The sequence below is a fragment of the Aliinostoc sp. HNIBRCY26 genome, assembly GCF_050235535.1.
Taxonomy (GTDB): domain Bacteria; phylum Cyanobacteriota; class Cyanobacteriia; order Cyanobacteriales; family Nostocaceae; genus Trichormus.
On record NZ_CP189852.1, the window covers coordinates 678,516 to 697,696 of the forward strand.

Genomic DNA, 19,181 nt, shown 5'->3' on the forward strand with positions numbered 1-19,181 from the left:
TTAATTTGGGAGTGACAAATCTATCAAAATTCGATTGAGCCAGACAACCATAATATTCTGTTTGGCTACAAATTTACCGGATTTTTTTTAGCTTTCTTCAACGGGGATGATTGGTCTTTGGATATCGTTGTTAGGTTTTTCCGCTTTATGTTCTTTGGTAATGACTAGAGGGGGTAGGGATGTATTAGGGGAAACAATCCCACCAGAGACGATGATTTTAAACGCGTCTTCCACTGACATAGAAAGGTTGATTACTTCATCTTCTGGAACTACGGCGTACCATCCTGTAGTCGGGTTGGGAGTTGTGGGGATGAAAATACTCAACATAGGGCGAGACATCTGGGCTTGAATTTCGCTCCCAATTACGCCTGTGACAAATGCGATCGCCCACATTCCTTTACGGGGGTATTCTACTAAAATCACCCGCCGAAACTTATTGTTGGAATCTTTAATCAGTGTTTCCAAAAGCTGTTTCAAGGTTTTGTATACTTGTCCAGCTAAAGGAATGGCCTGTAATAATCGCTCTCCAAAATCTAATAACCAGCGTCCCGCAATATTACGCGCCATCAACCCAATCAGTAGGATACTGAGTAAGGGTACAGCTAGACCCACCGCCAAATTGAGGACATTAACTAAAATCGGGTGTAATCCATCAAAGGGATTAAGTTGTTTAGGAACTTGAGTGAGAAAGTCTATTACCCAGTTAGCAATAGTAATTGTCAACCAAATAGTCGTTGCTAGCGGAATTACCACCAACAACCCAGCTATTAAGTCATTCTTCAAGTCCTGCTTTAAGCGATCAATTCCCAAGCCCCTATTCTCCTTATTTAGAATAGTGGAAATTTCTTTATTCGTATTCATGCCAGAAGATTTGTCTAGTGATTAAGAACTAACTTGTAGTATTTTTGACAGCAAGCTAATATCTATAACGACAAACAGTTAATACCAATTCGCAATTCGCAATTCGCAATTCGCAATTCGCAATGGACTAACGTCCCGCTACGCTAACGCAATGGACTAGCGTCCCGCTACGCTAACGCAATGGGCTAACGCCCCGCTACGCTCTAAGCGCAGCTATGCCGCAGGCTTTACGCAATTCAGAAAGTCAGATACCATCTGGGTTTCAAGCTTTGCATCATATTGCCTAATTTTGGAGAATTGGTATAAGTTGAAGTTGTGGCTGTATGTAAGACTAACAGGGAAATATCATATCTCCCAGTTAAAGGTACATACAGGCAAATTCCAACTCAGATCAAAGTTAATTGATTGTGGAAGTTGTTACTTTTCTTTATATTACGTGTAAATGATTGTTGCAAATATCGGAGATATTAAATATCCTACCGCGCTTATTTAAAAGCTGCTAACCTAGAAAAATCATTGATTGACAGTAATTAACGCAGTTCTTCCTGGCTATTGGCAACAAGTTAGAGGTAATTTTTCTGAGAATGTGATGTTAAAAATTTTAACAGATTAGGGTCATTGGGCGTAGGGCGTTGGTGATTGGGCAATTCAATACGTAGATGCTGGCATTTAAATTTTAAATTGGGTATCAATCCCAAATCCCACATCCAAATTTTAAAATTTTCAATCTCTTAATTATTTGGCAGTTTCGGAGGCTGTGCAACTAACTTCTAGTTGACTCGGTTGAGGTAATGAGGCTTCGAGACTAGGTGTAGGGATATGTTTCATCTCCCACGCCTTCAGCAAAATGAGATATTCGTAAAAAGCCTGTAAGGTACACCAAGCTAACCCAGCTCGTCCATCTAAGCACCCACCCAACAGAAAGTACATATACAAAAAGCGCAGGAATGGCCTAGCAGGTAGGCGCAAAGATAAGTCTTTCAAGGCTCGTCGTCTTTCTACTTCGGACTTACCAAAAAACAAATCTCGCCAATCTACTTTTCCGTTCTCTAATTGATACAAAGTTTCTCTGGCTTCATCCGTAGAATAACGGTTATGTTTTTCAATCCAACGGCTCAAACCTTTGCTACAAGTGTAGTGGGGATAGGTTTCCTTTAAAAAACTGGTTGCGCCTTCACACACTTCTCGTTCCGTATGACCATAGTCTGTAAACCAAACTTTCCCATGACGGAAAAGACGCATTTGATAGCGGGGATACTGGGTGCTGCGGCGAATCCATTGGTTTAAGAAAATCACCCGTTCAGCAACGTAATAACCTATATAATCTGGATTTTCCTTTGCTTGTTCACATTCAGCAAATAGTTCTGGTGTCATTCGTTCATCAGCTTCGAGAATGTACACCCACTCATGTTTAGGCGGTATAGATTCTAACATCCAAGTGCGTTGTCTGCCGTGACTCTCAAAGGCGTGCTGTACAACGCGTACAGGATAGCGACTAGCGATTTCGACGGTGCGATCGCTACTGCATGAATCGACAACAATAATGTCATCTGAAAGCATTGCCGACTCAATACAAGCAGCAATATCTAATTCTTCGTTATATGTCAATATGTAGATAGAAAACATTGTTCAGAATTATAGTAATTTTGCTAATATTTCAAGTATATTTTGATTATCAGATGAATAGTCAAGAAAGGCAGTATAAACTCTACAAGTTTGATATCTTATACTGCCTGGGTAAATAAAAAGTTAACGGGCTGGGACTTTACCTTTAGGTTTACCACCTTGCAAAGTACCCATACCTCTTAAACCAGTCCAACCAATGATGATGTAACCAATTGCCAAAAGTAAACTACTCATCCCAATCCGCAGTCCTGATTTCCAAGCGTTGTCTTTTGCTTGTTTAGACGCATCATCCCTACGTTGACGAATTTGAATCAATCTTTGATCAGCCAATCCTTTAGGATCTGTTTGCTGGGCGATAAACTTATCCAGTTCTTGGGGATTCTCTTTAAACTTCTTGAGCAGTTCTTTTTGTGCAGCTGGGACTTGTGGACTCTTGAGTGCTTCTTGATATCTTTGCTCGTTATTCAACAATTCCGTAAACTGAGCTTTAGCTTGAGCGCGTAACTGCTCTAACTGAGCTTTACCTTGCTCATTGTTCAATTGTGCTTGAAATTGGGATAACTGATTGTTCACCTGGTTTTCTGCTTGTGCTGCATCTTGGTTAATTTGATTTACCGTTTGTGTGCTGGCTTGACGCACATTATTCAGGTGTAAGGGAAAAATCAGTAAAAACATCAAGCCTAAGATGCTACACAGCACTAAAACCGGAAATCTCAAGTCAAAACCTTGGGGGCTATCACTAGCTTCTTGCATCCATTGACCAGTAAACAAAGCACCCACACCCACTAAGGGGACAATACCCCGATCAACTATTGCTGTTGCGATATTAATTTGCCATATCCGATCCGTAGGCTGGAAAGGAAACAACAGTACCAAAAAGTCAAGCAAAAAGGACGCAATTAAAATTATCCCCACCACTTTTAAGGTGATGGCAGCATTCGCAGAAGTAAAACGATTAACCATAGTTTTGCAAATTTTCGTTCAAGTCAAAATGATAATCCTATTTAAAGTTACTTGAGTATTGTTCCCATAATGCTGTTAGTCATGTGAATTGCTCGCACACATAAAGAAGAATATATACGTGATTTTGTTTCAAACTACACTACACTAACACTAGTTATCTAGGGTGTCGCTATCAGATTTCCCCGCAATAAAAGTATAAAAAAATACATTTAATTCAGTAAGGCTAATTTAGTCAAATGATGCCTTGTCTATTATTGATCTCTGTTTCGTGTAATCATCTTTGCTTTCTGTTTTGAGAACTTTTTCCCATATCTGTAAGTCTTCTGGACGGTCAATATCAGATAAGGTGGGTAAGTAAATATACGAGACGTTAAGTTTTTTAGCAATATCTATGGTTTGTTGTAAAACTTGGTCAGTTCCCCAATTAATGTTCATGAATAATTCTGGGATGAAGCGACGTAAACCAATCAAGTAATAGCCGCCGTCAATGGCTGGCCCTAACACTAAATCGAAAGTTTGCAGATTTGCAGAGGCTTGAGCGAGAATATGAGTCTTAGCTTCTGGACAGTCAGTGCCAATGATCGCTACTTGTGTGGCATGATTCTCAAAGGCCTCAGATAGCGATCGCCCCATCCTGATTCCCAAATCTCCTTCTCCTTGAGCTTGGTATAATAAGTCAGACCCCAACCAATCTTGCATCAGTTGCAAGTTACCACCCGCAAAGCGTACTTCTATAGATATGTCGTTTTGCAAGTTTCTTGCCTGAGATATCGTGTATTCAGTCATTTGCCGTTGCAAGTCAGCAGCACCAACACTACCCAAAACTGGTATCAATCGAGTTTTCGTCTTCCCCGCTTCTGGATAGCGAGTAAAGATAATTAAGTGCTGTGGGGAGATTTGTCGTAGTAGTGTCGGCACATAACACCTAAATTGTAATCACAGCCATTTTAATAGCAGTAGTCATCACTACTGTTAGCTGTTCTTTTTTCTTTTTCTTTTCGGATTGCACCTAAAATAGTCGAGACAATGACACAACGCTTGGCTTTACCACCGTACTTACTAGATAAGGTTATCTTCCCTAAAGGTGGTTTTCTGACACTTCCCAAATAATCAAATTGAATTTGCCTCACACCATCGACAATTTGCAAAGTTGTTTCTTCATCTAAACGCACATCAGGCTCTAAGCTATTCCAGACAGCATTTGCTGGGCTAACTGTAGCAGGATGAACAGCCCATTCGACTCTACCACTACCACTTTGTTCTCGAAAACTAGCCTGCCAAGTTGATTTTTCCTTTTTTGCTTGGCTTTGAGCTTGGCGCATTGCTTGATAAATATCATCTTGAGCCGTATTCAAATAGCGAATCCTGACGAAAGAAAGCCAACTAGGTATTGCTATTGCAGAGAGTATCCCAATCATCACAAAAATAGTTAATGTTTCTACTAAAGTAAACCCACGAATGGATTTATGATGATGAGACTTGATTATCTGGCAGTAAATATATAAGTTAAATATGGATTTCATTAGGAATTTTGAATTTTATATATTTGTTTTTTATGTGTTCAAAAATTTTAAACAACTCAAACCTTTATATATAATGAATCCAGAATATGCAAGAAATTACTTAACTTGCATAATACTCTATCTCTTAAATAATTGCTTTAACATCCTCTTTGCATGGATGAATAAACAGACATCAGTAACAATCATCACTGTCAAACAATGATTTTTTTGCATTACCATTGCACTCAGTCCTATATATATTTACTACATCAATTAATGATTGCGTTTGAAATAACCATTTTTCCATAGATAGAAAGGACTTATCATACTACTTAAAATTAGTTGTCTCTCACAATTAATCACTAAATTTTTTGACAAATTATAACCATATTTAATCAGATGAAAAATTATTTTTCGCAAGTCATTGAGCATATACGCTAAAAATATAATTGGCTTATTTGTAGAATTTACATTCAGCATCCGAGTTACATGACGGCTTAGTCCAACACCACGAAAAAACGGTATTAAATATTCTTCTGTCAACCGAACACCAGGAATTTTATGATAAATTTCCATTTCTGGGTTGTACCATATTTCCCAACCAGATTTTTGGATATAACACAACATCTCTAGGTCTTCACCAGTGAGCATATTACCTACTACTCTGCCTGTTAATATAGGTTGTTCAGGTACACTATCCAACCAAACTTGACGACGCACGACTAGCCCAGCAGAAGGTGGTAACAACTTCTTATCAGCTTCGTATCTTAGAGGTAAATTTCCCCGTTCTGTAATTGCTAAAAATGGAGCTATTCTTTCAAAATTTTCTGGTGGTTCAACCTCCCAGTCGGGATGAATTTGACTACCATAAGCACCCGCTTGAGGATGTTGTTGAGCAAAAGCATAAGCAGCTGATACCCAAGTAGGTATCGGGTAATTATCATCGTCTAGAAAACCGATTAATTGGCCTCTAGCTTCTATAACTGCACGTTTGCGTGCATATGCTGCTCCCTGTTTATCTTCAAAGATATACTTTAAGGGATAAGAACAGTGCCAGTTCTCTTGATAAGCTTGAACAACTTTAGATGTATTATCGGTACTGTTATTATCTACAACAATGATTTCCCAGGATAAATTTTCAGTGTTAATTTGATTTCGTAGTCTTTCTAGTAGTTCAGGCAAACGATGTTCACCGTTATAAGTAGGAATGGCTACTGTAAAATCTAAAAAATCTTTCATAACTCTAAGTTGCTTTTTTCAAAAACTAGTGAGATTTCAAATTAGTTACATTTACTATCTTTTTCTAACAAAATTCCACCCAAAAGAGTTTCGATAATCACACATCGCTTCATATCCGAATCTGATGCAGAAGTACCCGAATTTTGTTTGACAACCGCAATTTTTAGACCTGGGGTATCCTTAGTTGTAGTATCTTCTTTCCCAAAATAAGCATTTGGTAAACTCCCCAGGTAATCAAATCTAATACTTTGTTGTGTTGCTAAATAGTTGTACAGTTTATTCAATTTTCCATTGTCATCGGTTTTATTTGTCCCAGTCAAATTTGTTAAGAGAGTGACTTGTCCTGAAGTAATCCCTGCATCACTGCCTAATGTTTGCCATAAAGGACTATTATTAGCAGGAATAGAGTCAGATGGATGAACAGCTATCTTGGCAATTTTATTTTCTACTTTAAAAGTGAAACTGTAGCTAGTTTTTGTTCTTTTCGCTTCTCGACTTGCTTGCTGTAGAGCTACTAAAACAGCATCATTAGCTTTATTTAATTGCTGACGGTTTACAAACCCCAACCAGCTAGGAGCTATTATAGCGGCTAGAATCCCCATCATTAGGACTACTACCACTACTTCTATCAAACTAAATCCAGCATCCTGTTGCTCATATCTAGATGCAAAACCATCTAATTTGCTCTTTTTATTCCTGCTATAAAGCGGTAATAAACTGATATTTTTTTTTCTTATTATGTAATTATTAAACATTGCTTATTTCTCCAATTTACGGTAATTACCTGAATAAGTATCCCCGTCCTTCAACCCTAACAGATAGTGTAGGGAAATAAGTTTTTCGACTGTCAATATAGTTGATTTTATCTGTGTTATTTTCGATGCGGGCTACTGCATTTCCTCGAATAAATACTTGTGCTGTTGTATTGGTTTTATCTACACATACATAAAACCCAGTCATACTAGTTGTTCTTGTATCTGCTATTCTTGACCATGTAATTGCAGGTGAAGTGGAGTCAGGAGGACAAGTTGCATTTGGCCGGGGTGATGCAGTGCTTTGATCAATATAGTCAATCAACACCGTAGCATCAGCAGTATAAGAGCTAGATGATTTTTTCCATTTGTTCATTCCTTGCTCTAAACTATCAGCCTCATCAAATTGATCTTGAAAAGGAGCAAAACCTGGACTGGGACAGTTATCTGCATTGACATACTTGGCAGTATATCCTGTACAACTCACACCACCACTTATGGCTTGTACACCATCTCTGATTTGCCATCTAGCAATACGAGCAGCTTTTGACCAAGTAGCATTACTATCTTTAATTAGATAATAAACAACTAATGAATAAACAAAAGTATCATCTTTTGAGTTATCAGCTGCTGCTATGACTTCACTAACTAATTCTCGTTTCCAAAAAACTAGTAAAGGAAATCTAGTTGTAGTATCGCTTGGGTAGCGTAATTGGGAGCTGATTGCACTAACACCCGCAGCATCATATATATATACTGCTTGTTGTAAATCACGGGAAATGTAATTGAGTGCTGTTTGGATTTCTTCTTCAGAATTGGTTTTAGCTTGTTCCTGTCGGTCTGTATTCATGACACTAATCATGAACCCTAGTAATGGTGTGATGATTAAAAATGAAATTAACAAAGCTACTAACAATTCAATGAGAGTAAAACCGCCATTTTGCTGAATGTCCTGAGATTTTTTGAAGTGGCTCTTGAGTATAAAGTGCAATGTCTTAATCATTATGGAGTTCTCCTTTTACTCATGTATGCACCGTGTATAAATATTTAGTTTTTGCAATCTCATTCAATAAAAAAGTTTGTAGTAAGGACTTTAGTCCTCAAAATAATTTTTAGAAGGAATAAATTCCCCACTACAAACAAAATGTCTGAGCTAATTATTGACAGTTTTGAGCCTTTCCATCCTTGTCAGGTGCTATACCAAGACGCTGACATAAAGCCTGAAATGAAGTGCTAATATTGCCAATATCTGCTGTTCTTTCTACTAACGGTGCTTGTTTGTTACCTAAGCCTCCAGTTACAGGTGATACGCTTCTTTTATTAGGACTTTCGCTAGCGAGCAGTGGTTTATCAAAATCAACATCTGTACGATAAACCCGCATTGCTAGACGATAACCATCACTAGAGCCACTACTTTTGACCATGATTTGACGTGCTTGAATGTAATATTCTTCAAAAGCGTTGTTGGAGTCTGTCGTACAGCCTGTTTCGCTCACATGACAAATACTGCCGTCTTTTCTAAAAAGATATAAATTTGTCTTTGTGCTTGTAGTCGGCACTGGCATGGTCGTGAGGGTAATGAGACTCTGTGATAATGTTCTGGGCGCATCTTTGGTAGCTGCGTCTAATTCAATTTTGTTGTCACTACTATATTCACTTGGGGCTTTAATTGAACCAGTTCTCACACCATCAATGAATGTGTTAGCAACTTGAGTTGCTTTTTCTATGCGGCGAGATTGGACACGGGTGGCTGTCGAGATCACAAGGATGGGTGATATGGCGGCCAATAGAATGGCCGCTACAAGCAGACCTAAAATTGATTCAATAATCGTAAAACCAGAATCACTGCTAGATGAAGGTGTTTGTTTTGAGTTGCGTTTAATCATGACTACTCACCAACTTCTCAGTTTTAGGATTTGCAGCTATTAGGACGTTGATCTTGGTCGATGGCAAATTTCGTACTGTCAGAAGCATCTTTAGCGCATAAAAGTGTCTGTATCCATTTGTCATCTCGACTTACTTCGCGGAAGTATTCATCTGGTAGTTCAGGTGGTGTTAGTACCAGTTTTTGGGCAAATAAGTCGGGTGCTTGAGAAAGCAGTGCGACATCATAACCCCACTGTCTTCCAGGAGGAAGAAAGCCTGTACCTCTACCACCGTCAATGTCAATGCCGTAGGTAGTACCAGAGCCTGCTAATGCTCCGTTATATGGGCCTGTGGCGTAGGCACTCTTTTTAACTTGCATGAAAGAACCGCTAATTATGGCTTGTCGGGTAATGCTAGTAGGCGGTTGCCAGTTTTCCATGAAGCGGACGAAGTTGTGTAGACCACCATTATCTTCCGTAGGACGGGCTGGGCTATCCCCTGCGGCAACAATTAAGTTGAAGGTAGTGTCAGCACCTGCTGGTTGTAGCCATTTGTTTGTATCTTGTCTAGAAGTGCTTGCACCACCAATCCTGTCGGTATTATCTGGATTTGAAGGTGTGGCAAAAGGTTGCTCAATTTGCAGGACTGGGGTAAGTGCCGTGACTTTGTCACCACTAACAGTTGCCCTTAACCACGGCATAGTTGCACCGTTGGGTGGAGTCAGCAGATCAGAACCAGGATTGCCAAAGTTGAATACTGCGACTTTTCCACTTTTATTAACACCTAAAACTTGAAGTGGCGAGACTATGTTTCCTGTACTTGCATCTCTGAGTAAGGATATTCTGCGAGGTGCATCGTTATCAAAACATTCAGCACCATTTTGCTTACCAAAGCCATCTGGATCGTCAAAGACATATCCGGTTTTAATCCTGCTATTACTGGGATCACCATTTTTGCCTACAATTTTGTCATTGAGATAGGTACTACCTCCACCGTTATCGCTACAAGATGTTTGAATAGTCCAGTTTTTAGGATTACTACAGAATGTGGCTGCATCTACTTCTGTTGTAACTTTCTTTCCTGTAGCATCCGTTGTTTCTACAGTTCCTTTGCCATTTTTAACAGGACAAACTTCTGTCAAATATGCTCCTGGTACAGTCCGCAGTAGAATGGGTGTCACAAAGTTGTTGAGATAAGAACTACCTTGTGTCTGAATTTGATTAGGCCAGTTATTGACAGTGACGTAGTTGTTAAATCTTGAGAAACCAGTTGGTACTGAAGCTAGGGGACTTTGACTCCAGTCATAATCACCCTCATCACGGAATCCCTCTCTAAAGGTACCAGACAGTAAGGTAACGGCATCTGCTAAAACTGTTGCAGGTCGCCATTGATCGCCAGTAGTACAATTGGGTAGTCTGGGGTCACTCTTACGACAGGCAAAATTTTCGTTAAGTGTTTTGCGATCGCTATAGAATTTAGCAGTTGTCCAATTCCCGTCTAATTTTTCGGTAAACTCTTGCTGTTCACCGCCTGTAGTGTCTTGATGACGATTAAAGTTACCTTCAATATACACAGGCAAATTGGTAGCTAAAATCAATCCTTTTTCTACATCTCGGTAAGTGTCTGTGCGTCCGAGTCTGTCACCATTGATCAGCATAATGGCATTAGGACGACGGGTAGGATCAATTCTAAAGTCTACAGGACTGACTAATTTTGACGCTTCCGTAGTCCCTGCACTAATATCTGGTAAAGCATCATCACGAGTTGCATAGATCAGACCGCTATTGGGTAATAGATATTCTTGGGAGGGAGATGTACCGCCAATTGTCTTTTTGCGGAGCAGGTCAAGGTCTAGGACAGTGGCACGAATTTCTATGGGTTGTCTATCTCTGACAGGACGATTGTAGTTATCAGTTTGTGTGACACTATCATTAGCTCCACTATTACCCTTAACCTCCCTTGGGTCTAAAAGAGTTACTTCTCTAATCGCACCGTGATCAATGACGGTATTTGAGGGGCTAAGACTACCATCTAAAATTTGCAGGGCGCAAATCTGAGCATCAATGGCAGATTGCTCTGATAAAGTCCGATTGTCTGCGGTTTTGGCTAACGCTCTGGCCAATAGCCCATCATCTATTGAACGTCCACTGACGCGATAGGTGAGTTGAGATTGATATGTAAGTACCGTCTGATAATCGGTAATGGACTTAGTAGGGGGAGGATAAGCTATACCGTTATTGGATAGGGCATTTCGTTGGGGGCGATTTATGTCATTTGTGGCGGCATTCCAAGGCAGTCCTGACTGATTTTTAGCTCGATATTGATTAGTCGGGACATAAAAACTGCTGACACAAGCTATGGGTTTGGGATTTTGTGCGCTATATTTATCAGACTTGTAGTGATAAACTGCCGTCGCTCGCATTTGCAGATATGGAGTTTTAGACTCATCTATCGTTGTAGTGCTTGGGTCGTCAGCTATCTCCGGCCATGTATATGTGAGAGAACCAATGGTAGAGTCTCCAAGGTAAGAATACATCCAATATGGCTGAACGGTTTTAAAGGTTATTGGATTATTGCTGGCATCTCGTTGTGGTGTACCATCTGCGTTTTCACGTACTGGCAGTCCCGCTTGCGGCACTGGCATTGTATCTGGCCAGATTTGTGTGACAGTGTTAACAAAACTACTAGGGGTGCCACCTTGGTTTAAATATATACCGGCACCAGTCACAACTCGCAAACCACCAACAGGGTCTGTAGGATCACTTGGAACTCTAGCTGCATCTAATTCCCAATCTGAATCTCTGTCTGTAGATCCCACATCGGCTAATGTCTGGACTAAAGAACGTCGAGTACGAACTACTGTTGTACCAGTTGGATTATCCCATCTCACACCACTGATTTGTTGCGTATCCTCAACACCCGTACTGACAAATTTTGCCTTAGTTTTATCCCACCAAAGTTCCGGTAAATTATTACCAACCAGGACTCTATCACCTAATTCTGGTTCTTTTCCACCTTGTTTCTTCAATTCTGCGAGTTCTGTAGCCTTGGGTGCTAGGGATGTTCCAGTGATATTTAGTTCTAACTTAGTGTAGTTAGTACCAACTGTTTTTCCATCTGTTGGATCTGTAGGATAAATCCATGCATCATTAGCACGGAGTGTATCACCGCTACCTTGAAGCAGTGGTGTAGGAGATGTATCTGTACCGTTAAATGCAACTTCTCCAAAAGGAACGCGACGAGTACGCTTCCTAAAATAAAGTTCTAGTTGTTGACGGCGAATTCTATCGAGTTCTGCGGTTGTGAAGCTTGATAAACCCAAACTTTTCTTTTTCTTTTCAATACCGTCTTTAACTTCTGAAGGATCAGTGTCGGCATTGTTAAGTAATTGAGCAGCAACCAATCTATTGATACGACTTACATAAGCCTGATTGTTATAGGCTGTGTTTATTGGCGTGTTGCTAACTGATCTTACCCATGATGCTGAAGTTGGATTAGACGATGTCCCATTGAATAAATCAACGCTAGTGTTGGAAGTATTGTCGTTTGTACTAGACGTAAATTTATCTACAGCTGAATTACCACCAATGATGATTTTGGCATTTTTAGCTTCGTAGAAACAAGAAGCTCTGGCACTAACTTGATATAACCTGATAGTACTACCTGGGCGAGTTAAGAAGTTGCTATTAGTAAAAATTGAGCCATTAAGATTAAATGCTGAACCAGGAGTGAGTGAGATATCATCTTCGTAAACAACAGCGTAGTTATTGGGTGGAATTTGTACTCTGTCTTGCTGATATTCTACAGAAGCAAAGCCTTTGTTACCTTGATATTTTTCATAGTTAGTAGCATCACTAGGTGCAGATGTAATTGGTACTGTAGCTGTATAAACAAAGAAGGATTTTTTTAACTCATTATTTTGTTTAATCCAACCAGTATTCCCTACTAAAACTGCACTAGTATTAGCACCACAGGTTGCATCCACCGTACCCTCTACCATTGGTGGAGTTCTGGCTTCTAAAGGATTTCTGGCACGGCTATATTTATTATCGCTACCGACAGGGGGAGTTTTAAAGTACATTCCATAGAGAGTGTAGCTATCAAATTTGCCGTTGTTGTCGGTATCAACGGGATATCGCCAGGCTGTCTCTAAGGTGTCTGTAACGTCTTTATTATCTTTATCCTTATATGTATATGAAAGTTTCAATGCTGTTTCATCACCAAAGGTATATTCAGTCAATTTGTCGATCAAAACGGTGTATAATGCCTGATCCGTTGGTGTAGCGCGTGGTAATCTTTTATCTTGAAATAGTTTATTTAATTTAGCCCTACCTCTATCAATTGCTGGAGTAGCGGCACTGATTACAGCTTCATTGACACGGACATTACTGGCATTTTTAGCACGTTCAAATGACCGCAGCATAATCACAGTTGTCAATAGAACAACGACTATTGCTATCATGGCTACTGTCGGCAAAACAAAACCAGCATTTGCAGAAGTTCTTTGTTTCTTTGTGACAAATAACTTGCGTAATAGCCAAACAATTGACTTATTAATTGCAGACAAGCACTGTTTACTAATCAGCTTCAGTTTTTTAAAAAAGCGTTTTTTAGTTTTGAAGAGCTGGCGTTTTGGCGACATAGCTACTTTCCTGTGAAGTGTTTGACAAATAATTGACAAATGCTTTTGCTATTGACTGATCATGCCCTTTGTTTTGGGCATAATGTGAATGAATAATTCTGCAAAAATCACCCTGTGTTAGCAACACTAAACTCAGTAGCAACACAAAATTTGACGATGTGTTCAAGTTATATCACTGGATAAGTCGTCTATTTTATTCGGAAAATACTGATTTTACTGAACTTGTTTTAGGATTCACAATTTCAGTAATACACATCGTAAATTTACGTTAAATTAGCAGAAGTTTATTTCATGGAATGACGTGTGTGTAAAGATATTGTGAATAGATTAGGCTTATGTTACCCATCTATCCAGGAAAACATATCATTTCCAGATCAACTAAATATAAAGTACCTTTAAAATTGAAAACCTCCCCGTAATGGAGAGGCTGTATCGTGATGATTTCTGTTTGCGAGGTAAATGACCAGTATTCGTTTTGGCAGTTAATACTTTTATTTAACAATCCATAAACCTGAGCTTGGGAATAGTGCTTTTGAAAGTATTTAACTACCAAGTTATTAATAAAATAGGAGCTTGTGAGGTTTTATACTCCTCACAATTTTTGCAAGCTGGTATTAGTAATGATTTAAGTTCAGACCAGCTTCTTTTGCCATTGCTTCAATTCCCCTTTTCTCTAGGGTTTTGATAGCTTTGGTAGATAATTTGAGTTTTACCCAACGGTTTCCACCAGGCCACCAAACACGCTTAATTTGTAGATTAGCTTGCTGAAGGCGTTTGGTGCGGCGGTGGGAGTGAGAAACTGCAAAGGCGTTGTTTGCCTTTTTGCCAGTCAGTTCGCAACGACGAGACATAGTTAATGTATCTCCAGAGTGAGATTTGAGTACAACCTTTCTATTTTAGAAGCTCTAGGGTGAATATTGGGGTGAGAGTTGCCAGAATGTTGAGTATTTTTTCAAAAAAAATACGCTGGTCTGTTTGGTAAGGACTTTATTCCTGAACATGAGGAGGACTAAAGTCCTTACTACAAACTTCTATTTGCTGGCTTGTTCTGTCAGTTTAGTCAGCACTTCATTGGAACGTTCGACAAAGGATTTCATTCCTTCAGCGTCAAATCCTTTTTGAGACATCAGTGCTAAATCATAAACGTGTTGACAGATGAGGTTTACTAAGGGGTTGGTTGTTGATTGTCCATCATCTTGAATGATACTACCTTGATTGAGGTTAGCTAAATTTTGGATGAGGGGATGGGCAGTATTTACCAATAAAATGTGATCTTCGGGAAATTCTGCATTTTGTTGTTGCATCATGGCGTTCATTTCCCGCAAACGACGCAGAATTTCAGGTAACAGCACCATTGCTGGTGGTGTTCCTTGGGGATCGTCAGATTTTAAGGCTTCAGTGCGAATGTTGACTTTGGGTTTGTTGAGTGATTGTTCAAATAACTCTTTAATAACTTCACTCTTGGTTTTATTGGTGGTGGGGTCAACGATTTCGCCAGCTTTGTCTTTAGCTAGGAGGGTATCGTCTAAGTCTGAGTCTACCCGTGTGAATTTAACATCGTTGTATTCCCGTTCCAGGAAATTAATAAAGTGGGTGTCAATGAAGGAGTCCATAAACAGGACTTCCAAACCTTGGTTTTTGTGTAGTTCTATATAAGTGGCTTGGGTAGCTTCATCGGTGCTGTAGAAGACGCGGTTTTCGTGGCGTTCTTTGTTGCGTTCTAGGTATTCTTTGAGGGTAGTGTAGGGACTACCAGAGGTAGCTGGTTTGACATCTTGCCAAACGTCGCCTTCTTCTGTCTGGACTTCTACGACTGGTGTTGAGGCTGTTGATTGCTCAAATTTGGCAGTGCTGCGGAAAATGATAATGTCTTCGACTTGTTTTTTAAATTTCTCGTCGTTGAGAACGCCGAATTTGACGAAAGTACCGAGGTCTTTCCACGCGCTGATGTATTGTTCGCGGTCTTCGCGGTACAGTTCTTTGAGTCTATCACCGACTTTCTTAGCTATATAATCGCCGATTTTGCGGACGGTGCGATCGCCTTGTAAGGCACTACGGGATACGTTGAGGGGAATATCTGTGCTATCAATTACACCCCGCATAGGCATGAGAAACTGGGGAATAATTTCGTCACAGTTATCGCTAACGAAGACTTGGTTACAGAATAATTTGATTTGCCCTTTGGTAACATCCACATCGGGACGCATTTTCGGGAAATACAAAATCCCATTGATGATGAAGGGATAGTCTGTATTTAAATGCACCCAGAGTAAGGGTTCTTCCTGGAAAGGATACAAATAACGGTAAAATTCTAAATAATCTTCTTTGGTCAGGTTATTGGGAGACTCCCGCCAAGCTGCTTTTTGTTTATTTAATACTTCCCCATCGAGTTTGATAGGAACTGGCATGAAGTCGCAGTAAGTCTTGACCAGATTTTTAATGCGTGCTGCTTCTAAATATTCTTCTTCATCTGGTAACAGAGTCAGAGTTATCGTAGTACCAATGGTTGTCCGGGAAGATTCATCCAGGGTAAATTCTGGTGAACCATCACAACTCCAGTGAACTGCTTGCGCGCCTTCTTTGTAGGAGAGGGTATCAATTTCTACTTTCTGCGCCACCATAAAGGAGGAGTAGAAGCCCAAACCAAAGTGACCGATAATTGGTTGGTCTGCTTTCCCTTCGTATTTGTGAATAAATTCTTCCGCACTGGAAAACGCCACCTGGTTAATGTATTTCTTCACTTCCTCGGCAGTCATCCCAATGCCATTATCGCTAATGGAGACGGTTTTTTTGTCTTTATCAATGGCGATTTGAATTTCCGGTTCGTCCACAACTCCCGCATATTCACCAGCACGGGAGACCATTTTGAGCTTTTGAATTGCGTCTACGGCGTTAGATACCAGTTCTCGCAGGAAAATTTGATGATCTGAATAAAGAGACTTCTTAATGATCGGGAAAATATTTTCAGTATGAATACTGATAGTTCCTTGTTCTAGCATCATCTTCGTTTTATAAAATTTGCCTACTGTGAATTTTAAGGGCATAATAGTGGCGATCGCTTGCCCTATCAAGGTTTGTTTACACTATATTACTGGTCGGATTTCCCTACTCGCTTATATTAGCTGGAAAATATTTAGCCCAAAGCCGACAGTTTACTTTGCGTTTCTGAGTATTTAGGAAAGGCAAAATTAATAATCTTTGCTTAATTTAGGTCATTTTTAATGAAAATTATTGCCTGGCCGGCATTTAAAACCAAGTATAAAAACCCTTATAACTGGCTATTGTATTCACATATTTGTGAACAGGGTGCAACAGTTGAGGAATTTACTCTAGGAAAGCTATTACGCCATAAATATGATATTTTTCATCTACATTGGCCGACAGAAACTATATCGCGCCATCCTAACTTAATTGTAGCTCTTTTTCGTGCATTCACAATGTTGTTAGCTATCAATTGGGCTAAGGTTAAGGGTACGAAAGTTATTTGGACTATTCATGATAGCTATCCCCACTCTCTATTACATCCTCGACTAGCAAATTGGTTTCAAGATAAATTTATTAGGCTAGTAGATGGATGTATTAGTCATAGTGAAATTGCTAAAGAATTAGCAGATAAAAAATTTTTATATTCACGAAAAATACCCCACACTGTTATTAATCATGGTCATTACAGACAGTTCTATCCTAACCAAATTAGTCAGGATGCTGCTCGATTAAATTTAAATATACCAGATGGTTGTAATTTACTTTTGTTTTTGGGATATATTGACTACTATAAAAACATTCCTCATTTAGTACGGGTATTTCTGGATTTAGCTCCTAACGATTGGCTATTGCTGATAGCAGGTAAAGTCGAATCTCCAGAATTAGGTGATGAGATATCAACTTTAGCCGCTAACGATTCCAGAATTAAATTAAATTTCTCGTTTGTGCCAGATGAAAAGTTACAAATATACTTTCAAGCTGCTAATTTAGTAGTCTTACCTTTTCAGGAAATTTTAAACTCAGGTAGTGCCATCTTAGCTTTATCTTTTGATTCTCCTATATTAGTACCTGATAAGGGATCGATGAAAGAATTACAGACACAAGTTGGGGTGGAGTGGGTGAATTTGTACTCTGGAGATTTAACGACAGAAACTTTAGCAGCAGGATTAAATTGGGCTATTCAAGAAAAGCGATCGCTCTCAGCTAATTTAAAAGAATTAGAGTGGTCAGATTTAGCTCAAAAAACTCTCAAATTTTTTGAGAAAATTTGTAATCAAAAATAATATCTCAGAGGAATTTATGAAAATTGCTTATGTGACTACTTATGATGTTAAAAATCCTGATAGTTGGACAAAATATCATGGTGGAAACTATGGAGCTAGTAATTTCATTGCCAAGACATTAACCAATCAAAATATTTTTCTTGATTATTTAGGCCCTCTACAAAAAACACAATCTTGGTTGACTAGAAGTAAATGGCTATATTATCATCACTTATTTAAAAAAGATTATTACAGTTGGAGCGAACCAATAGTTTGTCGAAGTTATGGTAATCAAGTAGCTAAAAAATTACGTGATATTAGGAGTGATATTGTTATTTCTCCTGAAGGCGCAATTCCTACTGCTTATTTAGAGTGTCAACAGCCGATAGTGTTGTGGATAGATACAACTTTAACTGAATTAATTAATTTTTTTCCTCACTTGAGTAATCTTTGTCAAGAGACTAAAAATAATATTTATCAAATGGAAAAGGCTGCATTGGATAAATGCAAGCTACTTATAGTTACTTCCGAATGGGCAAGGGAAACTATTGTTAAAACCTATGGAATAGAGAAATCTAAAATTCGGATCATTCCCAGAGGTGCAAATATAGAAATTAAGCCGGGAAAAAGCTTAGTAGAGATTACAGAACTAGTTAAATCAAGGGGAGATAAAATATGTAAGTTAATTTATTCTGGGGTTGATTGGAAACGTAAAGGTGGGGATATAGCTCTAGGAGTAGCTAAAAAATTAAATGAAATAGGTGTACATACAGAGTTAACAATTATAGGATGTCAGCCTATCTCTGAAGAACCATTGCCAAGTTTTGTCAAACCATTGGGGTATATCAACAAAAATCAACCTGATGGTTTATCTAAAATGTGTAAGTTAATTGGTGATTCTCATTTTCTAATTTTACCTACTAAAGCTGATACTAATCCTCATGTTTTGGCGGAAGCCAATGCTTTTGGTGTTCCTTGTTTAACAACCAAAATAGCGGGTATCCCAACTGTGATTAAAGATGATATCAATGGTAAAACTTTTTCAGTCGATGCCAACGTAGAAGATTATTGTAATTATGTAATTCAGTATTGGACTGAATACCATAAGTATGAACAATTAGCCATATCATCTTTTAATGAGTATTTAACTCGTCTTAATTGGGAAGTGGCTGGTATTACAGCTAAACAGTTACTTTTAGAAATTCTCTAAAAAATCACATGACTTACGCAAGTGTCATAATTGATCATTGGTGCGTGACGCTATAAGTCTAATGACTACGTTCCCATTCTCCCGAATTGAATCCCATTGAACAAGTTTGGCAATATTTCAAACGTCATTTACGTTGGTTAATGCCGAAAACTCTTGACGAGTTGCGCTCTGCACTTTACTTTCACATTGGTAATTTAACCACATCTATCATTGCATCTATTGCTAGGCGAAAGTACATTCTTGAGGCTCTATCTGTTGCCGGATTTTAGAGAA

Annotated in this window: 15 protein-coding genes; 3 read left to right on the forward strand and 12 right to left on the reverse strand. The window is 39.0% G+C overall.

Annotated elements, in window-relative coordinates; translation table 11 throughout:
- Positions 1-87: 87 nt before the first annotated feature.
- From ACQFX9_RS02900 to htpG, 12 genes are all read right to left on the reverse strand, one after another.
- On the reverse strand, positions 88-861 hold the full coding sequence (locus ACQFX9_RS02900) for a DUF502 domain-containing protein (protein ID WP_427160618.1): 774 nt from the start codon (positions 859-861) through the stop codon (positions 88-90).
- A 735-nt stretch (positions 862-1,596) separates the two neighbouring features.
- Complete coding sequence (locus tag ACQFX9_RS02905; protein WP_427160619.1) at positions 1,597-2,487, reverse strand: glycosyltransferase family 2 protein; 891 nt, start codon at positions 2,485-2,487, stop codon at positions 1,597-1,599.
- A gap of 123 nt (positions 2,488-2,610) precedes the next feature.
- Positions 2,611-3,450, reverse strand: a complete 840-nt coding sequence (hpsJ-B, locus tag ACQFX9_RS02910; RefSeq protein WP_427160620.1) for a hormogonium polysaccharide biosynthesis protein HpsJ — start codon at positions 3,448-3,450, stop codon at positions 2,611-2,613.
- Positions 3,451-3,678: 228 nt separating this feature from the next.
- Positions 3,679-4,368: a TIGR04282 family arsenosugar biosynthesis glycosyltransferase gene (locus ACQFX9_RS02915; protein ID WP_427160621.1), complete on the reverse strand. Its 690-nt coding sequence runs from the start codon at positions 4,366-4,368 to the stop codon at positions 3,679-3,681.
- Positions 4,369-4,397: 29 nt separating this feature from the next.
- A complete protein-coding gene (locus tag ACQFX9_RS02920; protein ID WP_427160622.1) occupies positions 4,398-4,973 on the reverse strand; it encodes a pilus assembly FimT family protein in 576 nt (191 codons plus the stop codon).
- A gap of 252 nt (positions 4,974-5,225) precedes the next feature.
- Positions 5,226-6,191, reverse strand: coding sequence for a hormogonium polysaccharide biosynthesis glycosyltransferase HpsE (gene hpsE, locus ACQFX9_RS02925; RefSeq protein WP_427160623.1), 966 nt, complete (start codon positions 6,189-6,191; stop codon positions 5,226-5,228).
- Between the two features lie 41 nt (positions 6,192-6,232).
- Complete coding sequence (locus tag ACQFX9_RS02930; protein WP_427160624.1) at positions 6,233-6,946, reverse strand: pilus assembly FimT family protein; 714 nt, start codon at positions 6,944-6,946, stop codon at positions 6,233-6,235.
- Positions 6,947-6,971: 25 nt separating this feature from the next.
- Entirely contained in the window at positions 6,972-7,943 is a 972-nt protein-coding gene (hpsC, locus tag ACQFX9_RS02935) for a hormogonium polysaccharide secretion pseudopilin HpsC (protein WP_427162778.1), read from the reverse strand.
- Between the two features lie 157 nt (positions 7,944-8,100).
- Positions 8,101-8,829 (reverse strand): hormogonium polysaccharide secretion pseudopilin HpsB, encoded by a 729-nt coding sequence (hpsB, locus tag ACQFX9_RS02940; RefSeq protein ID WP_427160625.1) that lies wholly within the window; start codon positions 8,827-8,829, stop codon positions 8,101-8,103.
- Between the two features lie 23 nt (positions 8,830-8,852).
- Entirely contained in the window at positions 8,853-13,451 is a 4,599-nt protein-coding gene (hpsA, locus tag ACQFX9_RS02945; protein ID WP_427160626.1) for a hormogonium polysaccharide biosynthesis protein HpsA, read from the reverse strand.
- A gap of 614 nt (positions 13,452-14,065) precedes the next feature.
- A complete protein-coding gene (rpmB, locus tag ACQFX9_RS02950) occupies positions 14,066-14,302 on the reverse strand; it encodes a 50S ribosomal protein L28 (RefSeq protein WP_236144796.1) in 237 nt (78 codons plus the stop codon).
- A gap of 180 nt (positions 14,303-14,482) precedes the next feature.
- Complete coding sequence (gene htpG / locus ACQFX9_RS02955) at positions 14,483-16,450, reverse strand: molecular chaperone HtpG (protein WP_427162779.1); 1,968 nt, start codon at positions 16,448-16,450, stop codon at positions 14,483-14,485.
- A 222-nt stretch (positions 16,451-16,672) separates the two neighbouring features.
- Between htpG and ACQFX9_RS02960 the strand changes: the two genes are divergently transcribed.
- The 3 genes from ACQFX9_RS02960 (at position 16,673) to ACQFX9_RS02970 (ending at position 19,177) form a co-directional block, all read left to right on the forward strand.
- Complete coding sequence (locus tag ACQFX9_RS02960) at positions 16,673-17,719, forward strand: glycosyltransferase (protein WP_427160627.1); 1,047 nt, start codon at positions 16,673-16,675, stop codon at positions 17,717-17,719.
- Between the two features lie 16 nt (positions 17,720-17,735).
- Positions 17,736-18,908, forward strand: coding sequence for a glycosyltransferase (locus ACQFX9_RS02965; protein ID WP_427160628.1), 1,173 nt, complete (start codon positions 17,736-17,738; stop codon positions 18,906-18,908).
- An 86-nt stretch (positions 18,909-18,994) separates the two neighbouring features.
- A complete protein-coding gene (locus tag ACQFX9_RS02970; RefSeq protein ID WP_427160629.1) occupies positions 18,995-19,177 on the forward strand; it encodes a hypothetical protein in 183 nt (60 codons plus the stop codon).
- Positions 19,178-19,181 lie beyond the last annotated feature (4 nt).